This window comes from Pseudomonas sp. R37(2017) (assembly GCF_002113375.1).
GTDB lineage: Bacteria > Pseudomonadota > Gammaproteobacteria > Pseudomonadales > Pseudomonadaceae > Aquipseudomonas.
Genome location: NZ_NEHO01000001.1, coordinates 1 through 17,238, shown reverse-complemented (window position 1 = coordinate 17,238; position 17,238 = coordinate 1). Strand labels below are relative to the sequence as shown.

The window sequence follows — 17,238 nt, the reverse complement described above, 5'->3', positions numbered from 1 at the left end:
CCCAATGGCGCGGCCTCATCCGAAAAAGCGAGTGTTCGACTATGAAAACCCCCGTCATCCACAAACCTCTGCACGTCACCGAGCTGGCGGACTGGGGCGTGATCCCGACCATGATCGAAGGCCAGTCCCGAGTCAGTGGTGTGGTCATGCACAAGGGGCCGGAAGGCCGTTCCGAGTGCGGTATCTGGCACTGCACGCCGGGTCAGTGGCATTGCCACGTCACCAGCGATGAGTTCTGCCATTTCCTCGAGGGGCGCTGCACCTATGTCCACGAGTCGGGCGAGGTGATCGAGATCACTCCCGACACGGCTGCCTTCTTCCCCAAGGACTGGAAAGGCGTGTGCACCGTCCACGAGACGGTGAAAAAGGTCTACATGATTCGGTGATGCCATGAGCCAAGCCCTGAAACAACCAGTGCAGCAGGACGCACGCGACGCCGAGCGGCGGGCCTTCATGGCTCGCCACTCGAGGTCCGACGCGCACCTGCAGGCCCTGCCTGCGGATGCCTCGGCGAGACGCTACTTCCGCCTGACGGATGCCGGGATGCTGTTGATGGATTCGCCGCCGGCAGGCGAACCGCTGACGCCTTACCTGCGAGTGTCCAAATTGCTGCGTCACCTCGGCCTGTCGGCACCTACCGTACTGGCATCCGACGAGGCGGCGGGGTTCGCCCTGATCGAGGACTTCGGCCAGGGCACCTATACCCGTCTGCTGGCCGCCGGCAATGCCGAAGCGCCGCTCTACGAACTGGCAGTGGATTGCCTGGCCGAGTTGCATCGCGCACCCGCCGGATATGGTGCGTTGTTGCCGGCCTACGACTCTGTGCGTCTGGCAGAGGAATTCGCTCTGTTCATCGACTGGTATGCCCCGTTGTTGCTCAACGAGGCTCCGGCGCCGGCGTTGCGCGAGGGCTATCTGACGCTCTTCGCCAGCCTCTGCGAGGCGGTGGCCGGGCGTCGCGAAGCCGTGGTGCTGCGGGATTTCCACGTCGACAACCTCATGCTGCTCGAAGACCGGGACGGCGTGGCCGCCTGCGGCCTGCTCGATTTCCAGGACGCCCTGCACGGTGCTGCCGCGTACGACCTGATGTCGCTGCTGGAGGACGCCCGCCGCGACGTCCCGCAGGCGCTGCAGGACGCACTGCTGCAACGCTACCTGGCGCACCGCCCGGAGCTGGATGTGCAGGCATTCATGGCTGACTACGCGGTCCTCGCGGCCCAGCGTCACGCCAAGGTGCTCGGCATCTTCGTGCGCCTGGCCCAGCGCGACGGCAAGCTCGGCTACCTCGATCACCTGCCGCGCGTACAGCGCCTCTTCCAGGAGGCGCTGGAGCGGCCGGCGCTTCATCCACTGCGTGATTTCCTCGATCGCCACTTGGCGACCTGGCGCGACGGCTTGCCTGCCGCTGCCCTGGACGCCTTGCGCGAACGAATCCTCTGAATCTCAAGGAGTTGCCATGACTACGTTTAATTGCGATACCCCTCAGCGTTTCATCAACCCTGACTATCAGGCACCGGTGACCCGTCGCGTGCGCGACAACATCGACCCCGCTTCGCTGCAGCGGGTCGGCACCATCGCCCTGTGCGAACGCGAAGACGTGGAGGCCGCCATCGACGCCGCCAACGCGGCGCACCAGGCCTGGCGCACAGTCGATGCCAAGACCCGCTCCGCGCTGCTGCATCGCCTGGCCGACTCCATCGAGCAGGACGAAGCCTGCAAGCGCGAGGTAGCCCGGCTGGTGACCCTGGAAATGGGCAAGCCGTTCCCCGAGGCCATGGGCGAACTGGGCAACTGCGCGCCGGTCTTCCGCTACTTCGCCGAAATGGCCCGGGACGATGCCGGCAAGATCGCCGGTACAACCCAGCTCGGCTCCTTCCAGCACATGCGCTACGACCCCTATGGCGTCAGCGTGCACATCCTGCCGTTCAACTTTCCGATCCTGCTGATCTGCTGGACCGTGGCGGCCTCGCTGGCAGCGGGCAATGCCTGCATCGTCAAGCCGGCCGAAGGTACCACTCTGAGTACCCTGAAGTTCATGGAGCACTTCCGCGTGCTGCCGGCCGGCCTGGTCTCCTGCGTGCCGGGCGACGCCCAGACCGCCCAACTGCTGGTGCAGTCGGAGCGTACTCATGCGGTCGCCTTCACCGGTAGCACGGTCGCCGGCCAGGCGGTCGCCAGGGCCTGTGCCGAACGCATGAAGCCAGCGATCATCGAGGCCGGTGGCAGCGATCCGATGATCATCAGCGCCCATGCACCTGTGGACATCGCCGCCGCCGGTTCGGTGACCGCCGCGTTCCACCTGGCCGGGCAGATCTGCACCTCGGCCGAACGCTTCTACGTGGTCGAGGATATCCACGACGAGTTCGTCGCCCGCTTCGCCGAGCGCACGCGCCAGTTGCGTATCGGCCACGGCCTGGAGCGCAGCGAGATCGGTCCGCTGGTCAGCGAGGCGGCGCGCAACAAGGTCATCCGTCTGGTGGACGATGCCGTGGCCAAGGGCGCGACCGTTGTCTGCGGCGGGCGCGTCCCGCCGCAGCAGACGGTCGGCTGGTTCTACGAACCGACCATCCTCACCGGCGTCACCGCCGACATGGATATCTGCCACGAGGAGGTGTTCGGTCCGGTGGCGGCCATTCGCAAGGTCAAGGACTTCGAGGAGGCGCTGCAATTGGCCAACGACTCGCCGTTCGGCCTTGGCGCCTGCGTGTTCTCCACTGACCTGGCCGAAGTCATGGAGGCCTCCGAGCGACTGGAAGCGGGCATGGTCTGGGTCAACAACCCGCTGATCGACAACGACGCGTTGCCTTTCGGCGGTTCGAAGATGTCCGGCGTTGGTCGCGAACTGGGCCGCCAGGGGCTGGATGCCTTTCGCCGCACGAAGATGGTGATCATCGACCACAAGCCGCAGCTGCATGACTGGTGGTACCCGTACAGCGACGACGTGTTCTACCGCGCCTGAGGCGTACGCGATAACGGCCGGTTCAGTGCCTCCTCGGTGAGGCGCTGAACCGGCCGATGCAACGACAACCACATGGATCGCCATCTGGCGCGACGGCTTGCACGTCGTCGCCCGGGTGGCCCTGCGCGAACGAAACCGCCTACTCCCGGGGAGATGAGATGACCACTTTCTATTGCAATACCGCCCTGCGCTTCATCGACGACACGCCGCAGCTTGTAGATCGGCGGACTAACTACAACGACGACATGCTCTGCAGCGTTTGAGGAATTTGGGTATGAACCAGCAGGAAAATTTCCCCACGCTTGCGGTGATCCTCGCAGCGGGGCAGGGCACTCGCATGCGTTCGTCTTTGCCCAAGGTGATGCACCAGGTCGGCAACCGGCCGTTGCTCGGCCACGTGCTCGCCGCAGCGGACGCCGCTGGTGCGGACGCGCTGGCCGTGGTCGTCGGGCCGGACACGCCAGAGGTGGGCGAGTACGTCCGAGGGCTGGCGCCGCACGCCCGGACATTCGTGCAGCGTGAGCGCCTGGGTACCGCACATGCGGTGCTGGCTGCACGGCCTGCGCTGCAAACCCACGAGCAGGGCTGCGTGCTGGTGCTGTTTGGTGATTCGCCTTTGATTGGCGCAGAAACGCTGGCGCGCTTGCGGCAAACCCTGATCGAAGGCGCAGCCGTGGCGGTCGCCGGCTTCTTGAGCGAACAGCCAGACCCGTACGGTCGGCTGCTGGTGGAAGACGGCCACCTGCGGGCAATCCGTGAGGCCAAGGACGCCACGCCAGAGGAACGGGCGATCAAGTTGTGCAACGGCGGTGTGATGGGCTTTCGCGCGGACCACTGCCTCTGGTTGCTCGAGCGGATCGGCAACACCAATGCCCAAGGGGAGTACTACCTCACCGATGCGGTGGAGCAGGCCAACGCTGCCGGGCTTTCAGTGGTGGCGGTTGAAGTCGCTGAGGAAGAAATCCTTGGCGTCAACGACCGTGAGCAATTGCACGCAGCCGAGCAGATTTTTCAGCGTCGTCGACGCCGTCGGGCCATGCAGGAAGGGGTGACCCTTACCGCAGCGGAGACGGTGTATTTCAGTGCCGATACCCAGCTCGATGCCGACGTCAGGGTGGAGCCCTGTGTCGTATTCGGCCCCGGAGTTCAAGTTGGACGCGGCGCGCGCATCAATGCATTCAGCCATCTGGAGCATGTTCATATCGAGCCGGCTGGAATAGCCTGAGAGGAGACGCAAGTTGGATATCTATCAACACTTGTACATCGATGGACAATGGACCCGGCCGGCCAGGAGCGGCAGCTTTACCACCCTTGATCCAAGCGACGAAAGCGTGCTCGCCCAGGTCCCGGCGGCGACCGCCGAGGACATCGACCTGGCGGTGCGCGCTGCGCGTCGCGCTTTCGATGAGGGGCCTTGGCCGCGTCTTGCCGGAAGTCAGCGCGCAGAGGTGCTGCGTGCCATCGCCGAGGGGATTCGCCGGCGCCTGCCGCAACTCGCGGAACTGGAGGTGCGTGACAATGGCAAGCCACTGCCGGAAGCGCAGTGGGATCTGGCCGATGCCGCCAACTGCTTCGACTTTTACGCTGACTTGGCACAGGCCGCGGACCAGGAGTCGCAGCAGCCCATCGAGTTGGCCGACGAGCGCTTCAGCTCGTGGGTCGAACGCGAGCCGGTAGGCGTGGTGGGGGCGATCATCCCGTGGAACTTCCCGCTGCTGATGGCAGCCTGGAAGGTGGCGCCTGCACTGGCGGCCGGCTGCACCATTGTGCTCAAACCCTCGGAACTGACCCCGCTGACCGCGCTGGAGCTGGCGTCCATCATCCATGAAGCGGGGTTGCCGGACGGAGTGTTCAACCTGGTGACCGGCCTCGGTCCCGATGCCGGGGCTCCAATGGCCGAGCACCCGCTGGTGGACAAGCTGGCCTTCACCGGCAGCGTGCCGACCGGACGACGGATCATGCAGGCCGCCTCCCGTGACATCAAGAACATCAGCCTGGAGCTGGGTGGCAAGTCACCCTTCATTGTCTTCGCCGACGCAGACCTCGAGGCGGCAGTGGAATGGATCATGTTCGGCATCTTCTGGAACCAGGGCCAAGTCTGCTCGGCCACATCTCGCGTGTTGGTGGAGCGTTCGCTCTATCCCGCACTGCTCGAACGGCTGGTCGAGGAAGCGAGCAGGATCCGTATCGGTCACGGACTGGAGGAGGGCGTGCTGCTGGGCCCACTGGTCAGTCGTGGTCAACTGGACAAGGTTCTGACTGCCATCGAATCGGGTCGCAACAGCGGCGCTCGTTTGCTCTACGGCGGCGACCGCCCCGGGCACCTGAGCGCTGGCTACTACCTCACGCCGACGATCTTCGCGGATGTGCCGACCGACAGCGACATCTGGCGCGAGGAAATCTTCGGGCCTGTCGTCTGTCTGCGCGCGTTCGACGACGAAGCTGAAGCTCTGCGCCTGGCGAATGACTCGCCGTTCGGCCTGGCCGCAGCGGTGATGTCCCGCAATCTGGAGCGGGCCGAGCGAGTAGCCAGGCGTCTGCGTGCCGGAATTGTCTGGATCAACTGCTCACAACCGACGTTCACCGAAGCGCCTTGGGGAGGTTACAAGCAGAGCGGAATCGGTCGCGAGTTGGGTCAGTGGGGTTTCGACAGTTATCGTGAGGTGAAGCAGCTGACGCGCTACGACAGCGAGCTGCCCTGGGGGTGGTACATCAAGTGAGCGACCTGCCGGGGCGCCGAGGCGAAGGCGCTCGACGAAGCTGCCAGTGACGGTTCTTGTTAAGAAATTTCGACCGAATGCGCAAAGTTCTGAGGGTTCACGCGCCGCTTCTGAAGGTGCGGAAAATCGATGTGCCAGCCGGATCTCGACCAGGTCTTCTGGTCGATTCGCAGTTCCATGGCTCATCCGCTGGTTCATCGGCTGTTGGGCATTGCTACAAGCCTTGATTGACCGCGTTGCTCAACGCTTATGCCTCGAATGGCTGCCCACGCAGCAGCGCCATGTCGCGACTGGGTGCAGTGCCGAACAGCCGACCGTATTCGCGGCTGAACTGCGAGGGACTTTCGTACCCGACGGCAAACGCCGCCCGAGAGACATCAAGATGCTCGATCAACATCAGTCGACGCGCCTCGTTCAGGCGCAACCACTTCTGGTACTGCAGCGGACTCATGGCGGTGAGCTGGCGGAAATGGTGGTGAAAAGTAGGGGCGCTCATCTGCACCCGCGCCGCCAGCTCGTCGATGCGCAACACAGCGGCGTAGTTGACTTTGAGCCAGTCGATCGCCTTTGCGATGCGATAGCCTTGCCCATCGACGGCTGTGATCTGCCGTAGCCGCGCACCTTGGTCGCTGTCAAGCAGCCGGTAATGAATTTCGCGCAGGATCAGCGGTGCGAGTACCGGAATCGCTTCAGGTTCGTCGAGCAATGCCAGCAGGCGATCGAGCGCGCCCTCCAACGCCGGCGACATGTTCCCGATACCCGCGCCGGTACCCACGGCTCGATTGCGCGTCGCCGGCAGCCCGCCCATGGCGATCACTTCGGCGAGCATGCCGACATCCAGCTTCAGTACCAGTCCGACACAGGGCTGTTCGGGGCTGGCGACGAGCACTTCGGAGTTGGCCGGCAGATCCAGTGACGTCACCAGAAACCGTGAGCGGTCGTAGCTGTGGCCTTCGCCACCGATCCACAGCCGTTTCTCACCGCGTCCCACCAGAATCAGGCTCGGTTCGACCATGCACACGGAAGGTGGCGCTGGCCGGTCCCGGCGAAACAGTGACAAACCGGGTATCGGCGTGGCGAAGTCACCGGGCATGTTCACGCGTGGGTCAATGTTCAATGCCAGGGGCGATTCCTGGCACAGCTGGGTAGGGATCATGGCAGCTCACTCCTGTTGATCGGACTCTAGCCTGCTGTCGACGCGTTTCCTATTCATCACCCTGCATCTCCACAGGATCAGGCAAGCATTCAAGCGGATCGCACTAGGGGCTGAAGCAAATTGACCGGGACAATATGTCGAACTGTTACAGGAGAGCCTCTATGCAAGTCTTCGCCTATGGCGCCCATGCGGCCGACAAACCACTTGAACCCCTGCGCATTACTCGCCGCGAACCCGGCCCGGAAGATGTACAGATCCAGATCGCTTATTGCGGTATCTGTCATTCGGATCTGCACCAGGTTCGCGCCGAATGGGAAGGCACACAATTTCCCTGTGTGCCCGGCCACGAAATCGTTGGCCGCGTTGCAGCCACAGGCTCGAAGGTCACCGATTTTTCACCCGGTGATCTGGTCGGTGTCGGTTGCATCGTCGACAGCTGCAAGCATTGCGAGGAATGCGACGCAGGGCTGGAAAACTATTGCGATGGCATGATCGGTACCTACAACTTTCCGACTCCGGATGCACCCGGCTGGACGCTCGGTGGCTATTCGCAATCGATCGTGGTGAATCAGCGCTACGCACTGCGTATTCGCCACTGCGAGACGCAGTTGGCTGCCGTTGCGCCACTGTTGTGTGCAGGTATCACGACCTGGTCGCCATTGCGCCATTGGAACGCAGGCCCCGGCAAGAAAGTAGGCGTAGTCGGCATCGGTGGCTTGGGTCACATGGGTATTAAACTTGCCCATGCGTTGGGCGCGCATGTCGTGGCGTTCACCACGTCCGAGTCAAAGCGCGAGGCCGCCAGGGCGCTGGGCGCCAATGAAGTGGTTGTCTCCAGCGATGCCCGGCAAATGGCCGCGCACCTGAAGAGTTTCGACCTGATCATCAACACCGTCGCCGCCCCCCACGATCTGGACGCATTCCTGGTCCTGCTTAAACGCGACGGTGCCATGACGCTGGTTGGCGCTCCGGCCTCGCCGCACTCATCGCCCAACGTGTTCAACCTGATCATGAAGCGGCGCACACTCGCCGGCTCAATGATTGGCGGTATTGCGCAAACACAGGAGATGCTCGATTTCTGTGCCGAGCATGGCATCGTTTCGGACATCGAGCTGATACACGCAGAGCACATCAACGAGGCCTACGAGCGGATGCTCAAGGGTGACGTCAAATACCGTTTCGTGATCGACAACGCGACCCTCGCTGAATGAAGAACGGCGCGTCCGGGCAATCGCCCTGACGTGTGCTGGCTTCAGTTGTTCGCGCGGACCGAAGCGAACGAAAAATGCCTCGTTCCCCTGCACGCAACGTCAACATGCTTCTCGCAACACAGGTAGTTTTCATGACATCTCGCTCTACAGAAAAACGCGGCTGGAGCGCCGTGCTGGCTATGTCGCTGGCCGCATTCGCCCTGGTCGCATCGGAATTCATGCCCGTCAGCCTGCTAACGCCCATTGCCGCAGAGCTGCACATTACCGAAGGCCAGGCAGGTCAGGGCATTTCGGTGTCAGGTGCATTTGCCTTGGTCACAAGCCTGGTCATTGCAGCGATCGCCGTTCGCGTCGAACGCAAGAAGCTGCTGCTGTGTCTGACCTTGCTGATGATCATCTCCGGTACGGTCGTCGCGTTTGCGCCAGGCTATCCCTCTTTCATGGTCGGGCGTGCCTTGATCGGAATAGCGATCGGTGGTTTCTGGTCATTGTCAGCGGCGACCGCAATGCGTCTGGTGCCGGCTGATCAGGTGTCCCGGGCATTGGCCATCGTCAACGGCGGAAACGCACTCGCTACAGTGATAGCAGCTCCGGCAGGCAGTTTTCTTGGCTCGTTGATCGGATGGCGGGGCGCGTTTTTCTGTGTCGTGCCGGTGGCAACGGTTGCCGCGGTGTGGCTGCTGATCAGCCTTCCGTCTTTCAAGGCCGAGCGCAACGTGGGTAGCGGCAACGCCCTGCGGCTGATAAAGCAGTTGCCAGTCGCATTGGGGTTGGTCGCCGTCAGCGTATTTTTCATGGGGCAGTTCATGCTGTTTACTTACCTGCGCCCCTTTCTCGAGGTCGTCACCGGCGTCAGCGTTTCAATGTTGTCGTTCATGCTGCTCGGTCTGGGCGTGGCAGGTTTCATCGGGACTTTTCTGATCGAGAGATTTATCGGGAATGACCTGTACCGCACGTTGACAGTGATACCTCTGACAATGGCTGTCATAGCGCTGGCTCTGATAGCCTTCGGCGCGTCGCCGTTACTGACCGCAGTGTTGCTCGGACTATGGGGGCTGGTGGCTACTGCTGCTCCCGTCGGATGGTGGACATGGCTGGCTCGAACGCTCCCTGATGATGCCGAGGCCGGTGGAGGTTTGCTCGTGGCCATTGTCCAGCTGGCTATTGCAGGAGGAGCAATCATCGGCGGCCTGGCGTTTGATTCGAGCGGGTATAAAGCCACATTCGAGCTCAGCGCAACTGTGTTGGTCGCCGCGTCTGTCCTGGCTTGGCTGGCGGGTCGCAGTGCCACGGACGTACAACTTGTCGAGTCGAACGCGACAGCCTGAGATCACTGCACGACCGACATCGACGGACTATCGATTGCCGTGCGCTACCAGGCATGATCATTCATCCGCACGCTTGCAAACGTCGATTCGTTTCGCGCCTGATCCAGTGCGGTCAGCGGCATGGTCGTGAGCTGTGGCGTGGTCGCGGGCACCGCCCGCTTGCGACTCATTTCAGAGCCTGCGCGTTCGTCGCTCGGTGGAACACCGAAGTGTTCGCGATAGCATTTGGAAAAGTGGGGTGTGGACACAAAACCGCAGATCGATGCCAGCTCGATGAGCGACAAGGAGGTTTGTTTGAGCAATTGCCGCGCCCGGATAAGGCGAAGCCTGAGGTAGTAACGGGACGGCGTACAGTTCAGGTATTTCTGGAACAGTCTCTCCAGCTGTCGACGTGAAAGGTCAACGTATTCTGCAAGGTTATCGAGGTCGATCGGCTCTTCGAGGTTGGCCTCCATCAACGCAACGACTTCCTGCAGTTTGGGCTGATGCGTGCCCAGCACGTGCTTGAGTGGTACGCGCTGTTGGTCCTGTTCATTGCGGATGCGCTCGTAGACAAACATCTCCGAAATGGCGGAGGACAATTCCTGGCCATGATCGCGACCGATCAGGTGCAACATCATGTCCATGGGCGCCGTTCCGCCGGAGCTTGTGAACCGGTTCCGGTCGAGGGTGAACAGGCTCGCGCTGACGCTGAGTCGCGGAAAAGCTTCCTGCATGGCGGCCAGGCATTCCCAATGCACGCTGCACTCATAGCCGTCCAGCAGGCCTGCCCTGGCCAGTGCCCAGCTACCGGTGCATATGCCTCCCAGCCGTCGAGATTGACGTGCCAGGGCCTTGAGCCAGGCAATGTGTTCGCCAGTGACCACGTTCTGGATGCCTACGCCGCCGCACACGATGACAGTGTCCGCCACCCATGGATTGCTCCATGAAGCATCCGGGGTGATCGGCACACCGTCGCTGGCCCACACGGGCTCGCCACCCGGGCTGAAGGTATGCCAGCGGTACAACTCTCGTCCTGATAACTGATTGGCCATGCGTAAAGGCTCTACCGCCGAGGCGAGGGAAATCAGCGTGAATTTATCCAGCAGTAGAAAGCCAACCGATTGGGTCGTTGTACCCTTGGCCATGGTGGAACCTGATGCCATCGTGGTCATGTTCTTACTGACTTCGCCGCTGCAGAATGTGCAGGCTGACGGGACGTGACCAGGCCGATAAATGATATTGCCAGCGCCAGGCCGATGGTCGTGCTCACTTCAGTACGGTGTTGCGGGGAAACCATCATGACCGCCAGCGCCGCGCAAATGAACGCGATCACCAGCCACGTGAGCCATGGGAACAGCCACATGCGAAAGGTCAGCTCGACGTTTTTCCGACGCAACATCCGGCGCATGCGCAACTGCGACACCGCAATGGCCAGGTACACCAGCAAGGCAATCGCGCCGGAACTGGCCAGCAGGAACTCGAACAAACCGGAGGGCATGAAGTAGCTCCACACGGTGATCGCAGCACCCAACACGGAACTGGCGATAACCGCCGCCCGTGGCACGCCTTCAGAGGACGTCGCCTTGAGCGCTTTGGGTGCATCGCCACGGCGCCCCAATGAATACAGCATGCGTGAGGCGATGTAGATCGAGGAATTCATGCAACTCGCCACGGCGATCAGTACCACCACGTCCACCATGAACTTGGCGTGGGGAATGTTCATGATTTCCAGGGCTCGCTGGTAGGAGCCTACCGAGGCCAACAGCGGATCGTTCCAGGGCACTACGGAGATGACCACGAAAATCGACAGCAGGTAGAACACTCCGATGCGCCAGATCACCGAGCGCGTAGCCTTGGCAATGTTCTGTGACGGGTTGTCGGATTCGGCGGCTGCGATGGTCACCGCCTCCGTGCCGATGAAGCTGAACATGATGGTGATGAAGGCGCCCACCACCGCCGACAGGCCGTTGGGCGCGAACCCGCCGTGCTCGGCCATCAGGCTGCTCAAACCGCTGACTTCCCGGTCGGGGATCCAGCCCATCAACACCGCGAAGCCCACGGCGATGAAACCAATGATCGCCACGACCTTGGCCATGGCGAACCAGAACTCGAACTCGCCGTACTTGGACACACTGAACAGGTTGGTCACCACCAGCGCAATGATCGACACCAGTGCGAACAGCCAGGCATCGATCTGGGGAAACCATTGGTTGAGCACATGCCCGGCGGCCAGCGCCTCAATGGGAATCACCAGTACCCAGAACCACCAGTAGAGCCAACCGATGGTGAAGCCGGCCCAACGGCCGATCGCCTGGTCGGCATAGGTGGAGAACGAACCGGTGTCCGGGTTGGCCACTGCCATCTCACCCAGCATGCGCATGACCAGGACCACCAGTAGGCCCGAGAACAGATAGGCCAGCAGGACGGCTGGGCCTGCGGCTGCAATGGCATGCCCCGAACCCACGAACAAACCGGCACCGATAATCCCGGCGATAGACAACATGGTGACGTGACGAGGCTTGAAGCCCTGCGCCAATTGGCCACTCGAATCATTGGAGCTCGGGCTAATCATTGTTTTTTTTCTCTGCTGATCGACTTTTAAGCGTACTGACGGGGGCGCGATCATCACTGTCGCCTTACCTGAAAGCGACCCCCTTCAAACGCTGCTGTTCTTATCAAACCCATCATCGGGACAGGTCTATCTCGATGAAAAGACGCGCCACCTTACCCGGCTTGTCCGACGACTCAGTTACCTGATCACGCCACATCTATATCTGATATCGACACGTGAAAACTTTTCGTTCACGGTAAAAACCAGTTGGTCATCAAGTGGCCAAAAGCAATTATTTTGTTTTGTCGGGAGATCTGCCATGGCGGCAGAAGTGAGAAGGGCAGGGGCGTATTCGGTGAGCGATGCCGGGTTGGGGGACGGAAGCTTCCCAGACAACCGACCCCCCATTGTTCCCGTATTACGCCCAATCATCGGCTGCCTTTCACCGGCGGGCTGTATGTCGATGAATGGTTTACGCTGAAAGGCAGGCAACGTGAGCGTGCAAACGATCTCTCAAGGAAGGATCAAAATGAAGCTGATGTTGGTGGTGCTTTTCGTTGGGCTGTTGGCTTGGAAGTTTTCCCCTGAACTTCAGTCTTGGGCTGAGGCTCAATTATCGACTTCCCATGCAACCTCCACGGTCGCGATCGCGCCGAAAGCTGTTTCGGTCCGAGTCAAATGTGATGGACGCAAATATTGCTCGCAGATGACCTCGTGCGCAGAGGCCAAGAACTTCCTGCAAAATTGCCCGGGAATGAAAATGGATGGAGACAACGACGGGATACCCTGCGAGACGCAGTGGTGCCAGTGACTGTTCGCCGCTCCTCGCGCAGGCTGAAAGTTGGGATATGACATCAGATGAGGGGCGTCGGGCGAGTTGATCGGGTGAACTGCGGTTCAGGGGATTATCTCGCCCGCTCCATTGACAATCGCGCCTACCAAATTTATCGGGATTTACGCTCCTTGCAGGGACGCGTGCACTCACCATTGGTCGCTTCATCCGAACGGTGGAGGTGCCGATCCGTCTACAGCTTTAGTCAACAATTGTTGTTTGGCATCCCGGCATGGGGCCGGTTCAGGTGATCAGTCATGAGCGACAGTTTGATCCCCTTGGAAGTTCAGGCGCCTGGGTACTTGCGTTTGCGGGTGAGACCCCGGACCCACTCCGAAAGAAGGCCCGATTGAACAAGAAACTGGCCTGCACTGTTTGGATCGAGCCTTCACCTCCCTCGCAATAGGTAAGGTGACCAAGAGGTTCGATCAGGCACACACCCAGGGTGACCTTGATGAGTACAACAACCGATGAAATGGCAATCGTGATGATCGGCGACGAAGTGCTGCGGCTGCTCACGCTTCCCGATGATCAACTCCATGAGCAAGCCTTCGAAGGTCTGCGCCTTATTGCCGATCTGGCGCGCTGGCGTGAGATGGCCTATGGAAAGGAACTGCTCAAGCCTTCCTCTTCCTGCTCGGTCCAATAGCTGAAGGTGAGTCGCACCGCGATGCATTGGTAAAGTTCGATCATGTCGGTGGCATCGGCTGCGTACTCATCTGTTCGGTGGCCTCGTAGTCGTGGAATTCTTCGGACTACGATGTCCTCTCGCAATCCCAAATCTCGTAGTGCCTGACCCATTCTCGGGCCTGCGCACTGTCTGCGTAACTGCTCGCCATGGCCGCCTCCAGGTGGCGCGGGGGGGCGATCCGACAAAACTCGGCCGCACTTTTCCATTCCGCTGGTTGCGGTTGGATGCGCAAGGGGGCATTCAGAGTTCGGGGCCCCATTTTGCGGAGAACGATCTAGAGTTGTTGATTGTTCAATATCCTATTCCAGCCAATCATGGGAGGCCCCATGGAGATGGTCGAAGCTCGGCGAGGACTGCTTTGGCATGGCATGTTCTTAGTGTTTCTAGGCCTCTGCACAGGCTTGATAGAGCAACAATTCAGCAATCCGCGATTAGGGCTTGCAGCTCACCTTGAGGGGGTAATGAATGGAATTCTGCTCCTGGCATTTGGCGCAGCCTGGGTAGAGATACACCTCGCCCCTCGCACAAAGGCCGTTGCGTATTGGACGGCGCTTTACGGCGCCTATTCAAACTGGGCGTTCACGGTATTGGCGGCCATTCTCGGTACGATGTCCGTGTCGCCTATTGCAAGTGGCGGGCGCATGGGGGAACCGTGGCAGGAGAATCTTGTTACGGCAGGGTTTGCGAGCGTTGGGGTCGCCATCATTATCGCTGTCGTTCTCATGCTTTGGGGATTGCGTAAAAAGGCGCCCGTTCAGTGAATGGGCTTCAGCCAGGTGGCCGCCGGCAACAGGACCAAATCATCGAGGAGCCCCAGGACAGGGATGAAGTCCGGAATCAGGTCGATGGGGCTCAACGCGTAGGACACCACCAGGATGCACAACCATTTCACCGGCCAAGGGGTTCGCGGATTGCGGCAGCAGAACCACAGGGTCATGGTCTGTTGCTTGATGGACCTGGCCCACTTTTTCAATCGTTGAAGCATGCCAGTGCTCATGGCTGATTTGGCGGACCGGACGCCCGCCATAGACTGCTGATCAATTCGTGTTCTTTAGCGCATCAGATGCACGGCCAAGCCAATGAGTGCGCAGGCTATCAGTACCTGAATAACGCCCCTCTTGAAGCGGAACAAGGCAATTGCCGCCGCAATGGCGATCAGCGCCGAGGGCCAATCGAGGTTGCCGCTGAAGCCTTTGGGCCATAGCACGTGATAACCGAAGAAACACGCCAGATTGAGGATCACGCCAACCACTGCCGCTGTAATGGCCGTTAGCGGCGCAGTGAATTTGAGTTCGTTGTGGGTTGACTCCACCAGCGGGCCACCCGCGAGGATGAACAGGAATGAGGGCAGAAAAGTGAACCAGGTCACCAGGGTGGCAGCCACGGCTCCTGCCAGAAACATTTGATCGGCCCCGAATATTTGCGAGATATAGGCCCCGACAAAGCCGACGAAGGCCACCACCATGATCAGCGGCCCCGGTGTGGTTTCGCCCAGAGCCAGTCCGTCGATCATCTGTGTCGGGGTTAGCCAGCCATAGTGACCGACCGCGCCCTGGTAAACATATGGGAGCACCGCATAGGCCCCGCCAAACGTCAACAGCGCTGCCTTGGTAAAGAACCAGCCCATCTGGGTCAAAGTGCCTTCCCAACCAAAGAGTGCGGTCAGAATACCCATTGGCAATGCCCAAAGTGCAGCACCAATGATCGCGAGCGACGCCAATTTCAACCAGCTGAACCGTGCATGCTCCGGAGACGGAGTGTCATCATCGATCAAGGCCGGGCCGTAGGATTTTTTGGCGGCGCCATGGCCCCCCGCTCTGAATTTTTCGGGGGCCAGGCGTCCACCGACATAACCGATCAGCGCGGCTCCCAGAACGATCAACGGGAACGGAACATTGAACGCGAAGATGGCGGTGAATGATGCTGCCGCTATCGCCCATAGCCAATTGTTCTTCAAAGCCCGGGAGCCGATTCGATGGGCCGCCTGTACCACGATGGCCGTCACGGCGGGCTTGATGCCATAGAAGAGTCCAGCCACCACAGGCACTTCGCCGAAGGCGATGTACATCCACGACAAAGCGATCAGGATGAACAAGGAGGGCAGCACAAACAGCACGCCTGCGATTATTCCGCCCCAGGTTCGATGCATCAGCCAGCCGATGTAGGTTGCCAACTGTTGAGCCTCGGGCCCAGGCAGCAACATGCAGTAGTTGAGGGCGTGCAAGAATCTGCGCTCGGATATCCAGCGCCGCCGCTCCACCAGTTCCTGGTGCATGATCGCGATCTGTCCCGCTGGCCCGCCGAAGCTGATGAAGCCCAGCTTCAGCCAGAACCGGAAAGCCTCACGCAAACTGATCGGCTTTGGCTTCGACAGGTTTTCTTCAGTCGCTGCTGCCAAAACCTTACTCATTAGGTTGTTCCTCTTTCACAAATCCGGCGAGCAACCCGTCAAAAATGGCGCTCGCAGCAGCCAGCAAATGGTCGTCGTGGCTAATGGTTTCGCGCAGGCCAGCCAGCAACCGTTCGATCCCGGCAGCCTCCACCGGCTGAATGCCCCCGATATCGAGGTAGTGCACCAGGGCCGCGATACGGTTCAGGCCGGGCTCTTCAAGCTCGAAACTGGCTTGCAGGGTTTCGAAGGTCACACGGTTGCCGACATGACTGAAGGTCGCTCCATCGAAATCGAAACCCAAGGCATCTGCTGGACAGTCTGTTGGGCTGTCGAGCCAGAGAATCCGGGCTTGTGGGTCGATGAAGCGACGAATCAACCAGGCACACGCAAGACGATCTACCCATGGACGCTTGCGAGTCGCCCAAACACGTCCTTGATAGTCACCACGATTGAGTGCCGTTATGAGCAAGTCGCGGCTATGGGGTTCATCCGCAGACAACGCTCTGCTGACTGCGGTCTCAAGCTCTTGCAAGGCGGAGTGGATCTGCTGCTTCGACTTGCCCGGGAAGTAATCGATGTTGGAAAGCTGATCGTAGGTTTTGCGCAGCTTGCGTATCTGTTTGGTGGTGGCCAACGCGTTTTCAGGATTGAGTTGCCCGCGACATTCCTCGATCTCTGCGCGTAGCTTGCTGTAGTCATCGCTACGGTCGAACAACGAGACAAATCGCTCGCCATGCGGATCGACCACCGGCAGTGTGTAAGCAGTGCCATTGATAGAAAGGATATCCCGTTCCACAGATTCCAAGGCTTCGCGACAGACATCGGTGTCAGGCAGCAAATAGGCACCATCGCGCAAAACCGCCGCACCTGATGCCTTCAAGGCACGCCAGGCTCGCATGCGTTCGGTGGCATTGGCAGTGGGTAAGCCGAGAATCAGCGCAAGCCAGTTTTTCATGTAGAGTAAGATGCTTAATATGTAGTAATCGCAACACTACTATTGTGCCGGGTATTTGCAAAGCCGCCACTCGGAACGAGGGCTAGGCAGGGATGCCGGCAGAGCGCCGAAGGAAGTGTGCAGGGCTTTCTCGCGTACCTGTCAGCTTTCATGGGCAGTCGGTCGCAGTGAGACAAGGGAAAAGAATTTTTCGGAGGGAGTTGACCGAGTATTTTAATGCTGTACTATTCGCCTCCCGCTAACGAGCAGTTCGAAGTTGCTCTTGGTTTAAGTGATTGATTTTACTGAAAAATCATTAACTTTTAGGGTTGCAAATTGAAAAAGTGCGCTGTAAGATGCGCGCCTCGGTTGAGACGAAAGATCTTAACCAACCGCTCTTTAACAACTGAATCAAGCAATTCGTGTGGGTGCTTGTGGAGTCAGACTGCTAGTCAACAGATTATCAGCATCACAAGTTACTC

15 protein-coding genes and 1 pseudogene are annotated in these 17,238 nt (G+C 60.1%); 10 read left to right on the top strand and 6 right to left on the bottom strand.

What is annotated here, in order from left to right; translation table 11 throughout:
- Positions 1–41: 41 nt before the first annotated feature.
- The 5 genes from CAG47_RS00080 to CAG47_RS00060 all read left to right on the top strand — a co-directional run bounded on the left by CAG47_RS00080 (position 42) and on the right by CAG47_RS00060 (position 5,679).
- Positions 42–386, top strand: coding sequence for a cupin domain-containing protein (locus tag CAG47_RS00080; RefSeq protein ID WP_085722910.1), 345 nt, complete (start codon positions 42–44; stop codon positions 384–386).
- Between the two features lie 4 nt (positions 387–390).
- Positions 391–1,440: an aminoglycoside phosphotransferase family protein gene (locus CAG47_RS00075; RefSeq protein ID WP_085722909.1), complete on the top strand. Its 1,050-nt coding sequence runs from the start codon at positions 391–393 to the stop codon at positions 1,438–1,440.
- A gap of 16 nt (positions 1,441–1,456) precedes the next feature.
- Positions 1,457–2,959: an aldehyde dehydrogenase gene (locus CAG47_RS00070; RefSeq protein ID WP_085722908.1), complete on the top strand. Its 1,503-nt coding sequence runs from the start codon at positions 1,457–1,459 to the stop codon at positions 2,957–2,959.
- Positions 2,960–3,233: 274 nt separating this feature from the next.
- Positions 3,234–4,184, top strand: coding sequence for an NTP transferase domain-containing protein (locus tag CAG47_RS00065; protein WP_085722907.1), 951 nt, complete (start codon positions 3,234–3,236; stop codon positions 4,182–4,184).
- Positions 4,185–4,203: 19 nt separating this feature from the next.
- Positions 4,204–5,679, top strand: a complete 1,476-nt coding sequence (locus CAG47_RS00060) for an aldehyde dehydrogenase family protein (protein ID WP_218190668.1) — start codon at positions 4,204–4,206, stop codon at positions 5,677–5,679.
- 247 nt (positions 5,680–5,926) lie between these two features.
- Here CAG47_RS00060 and CAG47_RS00055 read toward each other — a convergent pair whose 3' ends face one another.
- Positions 5,927–6,835 carry an AraC family transcriptional regulator gene (locus CAG47_RS00055; RefSeq protein ID WP_085722905.1) on the bottom strand — a complete coding sequence of 303 codons (909 nt, stop codon included), beginning with the start codon at positions 6,833–6,835 and terminating at the stop codon, positions 5,927–5,929.
- Positions 6,836–6,996: 161 nt separating this feature from the next.
- Between CAG47_RS00055 and CAG47_RS00050 the strand changes: the two genes are divergently transcribed.
- Both CAG47_RS00050 and CAG47_RS00045 read left to right on the top strand, forming a co-directional pair.
- The gene (locus CAG47_RS00050; RefSeq protein WP_085722904.1) at positions 6,997–8,046 is read left to right on the top strand and encodes an NAD(P)-dependent alcohol dehydrogenase; all 1,050 of its coding nucleotides are present in this window, start codon (positions 6,997–6,999) and stop codon (positions 8,044–8,046) included.
- A gap of 131 nt (positions 8,047–8,177) precedes the next feature.
- On the top strand, positions 8,178–9,374 hold the full coding sequence (locus tag CAG47_RS00045) for an MFS transporter (protein ID WP_085723428.1): 1,197 nt from the start codon (positions 8,178–8,180) through the stop codon (positions 9,372–9,374).
- 44 nt (positions 9,375–9,418) lie between these two features.
- Here CAG47_RS00045 and CAG47_RS00040 read toward each other — a convergent pair whose 3' ends face one another.
- Complete coding sequence (locus CAG47_RS00040) at positions 9,419–10,519, bottom strand: GlxA family transcriptional regulator (protein WP_371917172.1); 1,101 nt, start codon at positions 10,517–10,519, stop codon at positions 9,419–9,421.
- A 5-nt stretch (positions 10,520–10,524) separates the two neighbouring features.
- The gene (gene gabP, locus CAG47_RS00035; protein ID WP_085722902.1) at positions 10,525–11,928 is read right to left on the bottom strand and encodes a GABA permease; all 1,404 of its coding nucleotides are present in this window, start codon (positions 11,926–11,928) and stop codon (positions 10,525–10,527) included.
- Between the two features lie 508 nt (positions 11,929–12,436).
- Between gabP and CAG47_RS00030 the strand changes: the two genes are divergently transcribed.
- From CAG47_RS00030 to CAG47_RS00020, 3 genes are all read left to right on the top strand, one after another.
- The gene (locus CAG47_RS00030; protein ID WP_085722901.1) at positions 12,437–12,718 is read left to right on the top strand and encodes an excalibur calcium-binding domain-containing protein; all 282 of its coding nucleotides are present in this window, start codon (positions 12,437–12,439) and stop codon (positions 12,716–12,718) included.
- 475 nt (positions 12,719–13,193) lie between these two features.
- Complete coding sequence (locus CAG47_RS00025) at positions 13,194–13,388, top strand: hypothetical protein (RefSeq protein ID WP_085722900.1); 195 nt, start codon at positions 13,194–13,196, stop codon at positions 13,386–13,388.
- A 368-nt stretch (positions 13,389–13,756) separates the two neighbouring features.
- Entirely contained in the window at positions 13,757–14,191 is a 435-nt protein-coding gene (locus tag CAG47_RS00020; protein ID WP_256577353.1) for a hydrogenase, read from the top strand.
- Positions 14,192–14,199: 8 nt separating this feature from the next.
- Here CAG47_RS00020 and CAG47_RS00015 read toward each other — a convergent pair.
- The 3 genes and pseudogenes from CAG47_RS00015 to CAG47_RS00005 form a co-directional block, all read right to left on the bottom strand.
- Positions 14,200–14,415, bottom strand: a pseudogene (locus CAG47_RS00015) (YkvA family protein); the annotation flags it as partial.
- Positions 14,416–14,481: 66 nt separating this feature from the next.
- On the bottom strand, positions 14,482–15,840 hold the full coding sequence (chrA, locus tag CAG47_RS00010; protein WP_085722898.1) for a chromate efflux transporter: 1,359 nt from the start codon (positions 15,838–15,840) through the stop codon (positions 14,482–14,484).
- Positions 15,833–16,777 (bottom strand): chromate resistance protein ChrB domain-containing protein, encoded by a 945-nt coding sequence (locus CAG47_RS00005; protein WP_085722897.1) that lies wholly within the window; start codon positions 16,775–16,777, stop codon positions 15,833–15,835. The genes chrA and CAG47_RS00005 overlap by 8 nt, the downstream gene beginning before the upstream one ends.
- Positions 16,778–17,238: the final 461 nt, after the last annotated feature.

Bases quoted from the DNA above. Each gene is read 5' to 3' on its own strand.
- CAG47_RS00080 (WP_085722910.1), top strand. From the start codon at position 42: ATGAAAACCCCCGTCATCCACAAACCTCTGCACGTCACCGAGCTGGCG.
- CAG47_RS00075 (WP_085722909.1), top strand. From the start codon at position 391: ATGAGCCAAGCCCTGAAACAACCAGTGCAGCAGGACGCACGCGACGCC.
- CAG47_RS00070 (WP_085722908.1), top strand. From the start codon at position 1,457: ATGACTACGTTTAATTGCGATACCCCTCAGCGTTTCATCAACCCTGAC.
- CAG47_RS00065 (WP_085722907.1), top strand. From the start codon at position 3,234: ATGAACCAGCAGGAAAATTTCCCCACGCTTGCGGTGATCCTCGCAGCG.
- CAG47_RS00055 (WP_085722905.1), bottom strand. From the start codon at position 6,835: ATGATCCCTACCCAGCTGTGCCAGGAATCGCCCCTGGCATTGAACATT.
- CAG47_RS00050 (WP_085722904.1), top strand. From the start codon at position 6,997: ATGCAAGTCTTCGCCTATGGCGCCCATGCGGCCGACAAACCACTTGAA.
- CAG47_RS00045 (WP_085723428.1), top strand. From the start codon at position 8,178: ATGACATCTCGCTCTACAGAAAAACGCGGCTGGAGCGCCGTGCTGGCT.
- CAG47_RS00040 (WP_371917172.1), bottom strand. From the start codon at position 10,519: ATGGCATCAGGTTCCACCATGGCCAAGGGTACAACGACCCAATCGGTT.
- gabP (WP_085722902.1), bottom strand. From the start codon at position 11,928: ATGATTAGCCCGAGCTCCAATGATTCGAGTGGCCAATTGGCGCAGGGC.
- CAG47_RS00030 (WP_085722901.1), top strand. From the start codon at position 12,437: ATGAAGCTGATGTTGGTGGTGCTTTTCGTTGGGCTGTTGGCTTGGAAG.
- CAG47_RS00025 (WP_085722900.1), top strand. From the start codon at position 13,194: ATGAGTACAACAACCGATGAAATGGCAATCGTGATGATCGGCGACGAA.
- CAG47_RS00020 (WP_256577353.1), top strand. From the start codon at position 13,757: ATGGAGATGGTCGAAGCTCGGCGAGGACTGCTTTGGCATGGCATGTTC.
- chrA (WP_085722898.1), bottom strand. From the start codon at position 15,840: ATGAGTAAGGTTTTGGCAGCAGCGACTGAAGAAAACCTGTCGAAGCCA.
- CAG47_RS00005 (WP_085722897.1), bottom strand. From the start codon at position 16,777: ATGAAAAACTGGCTTGCGCTGATTCTCGGCTTACCCACTGCCAATGCC.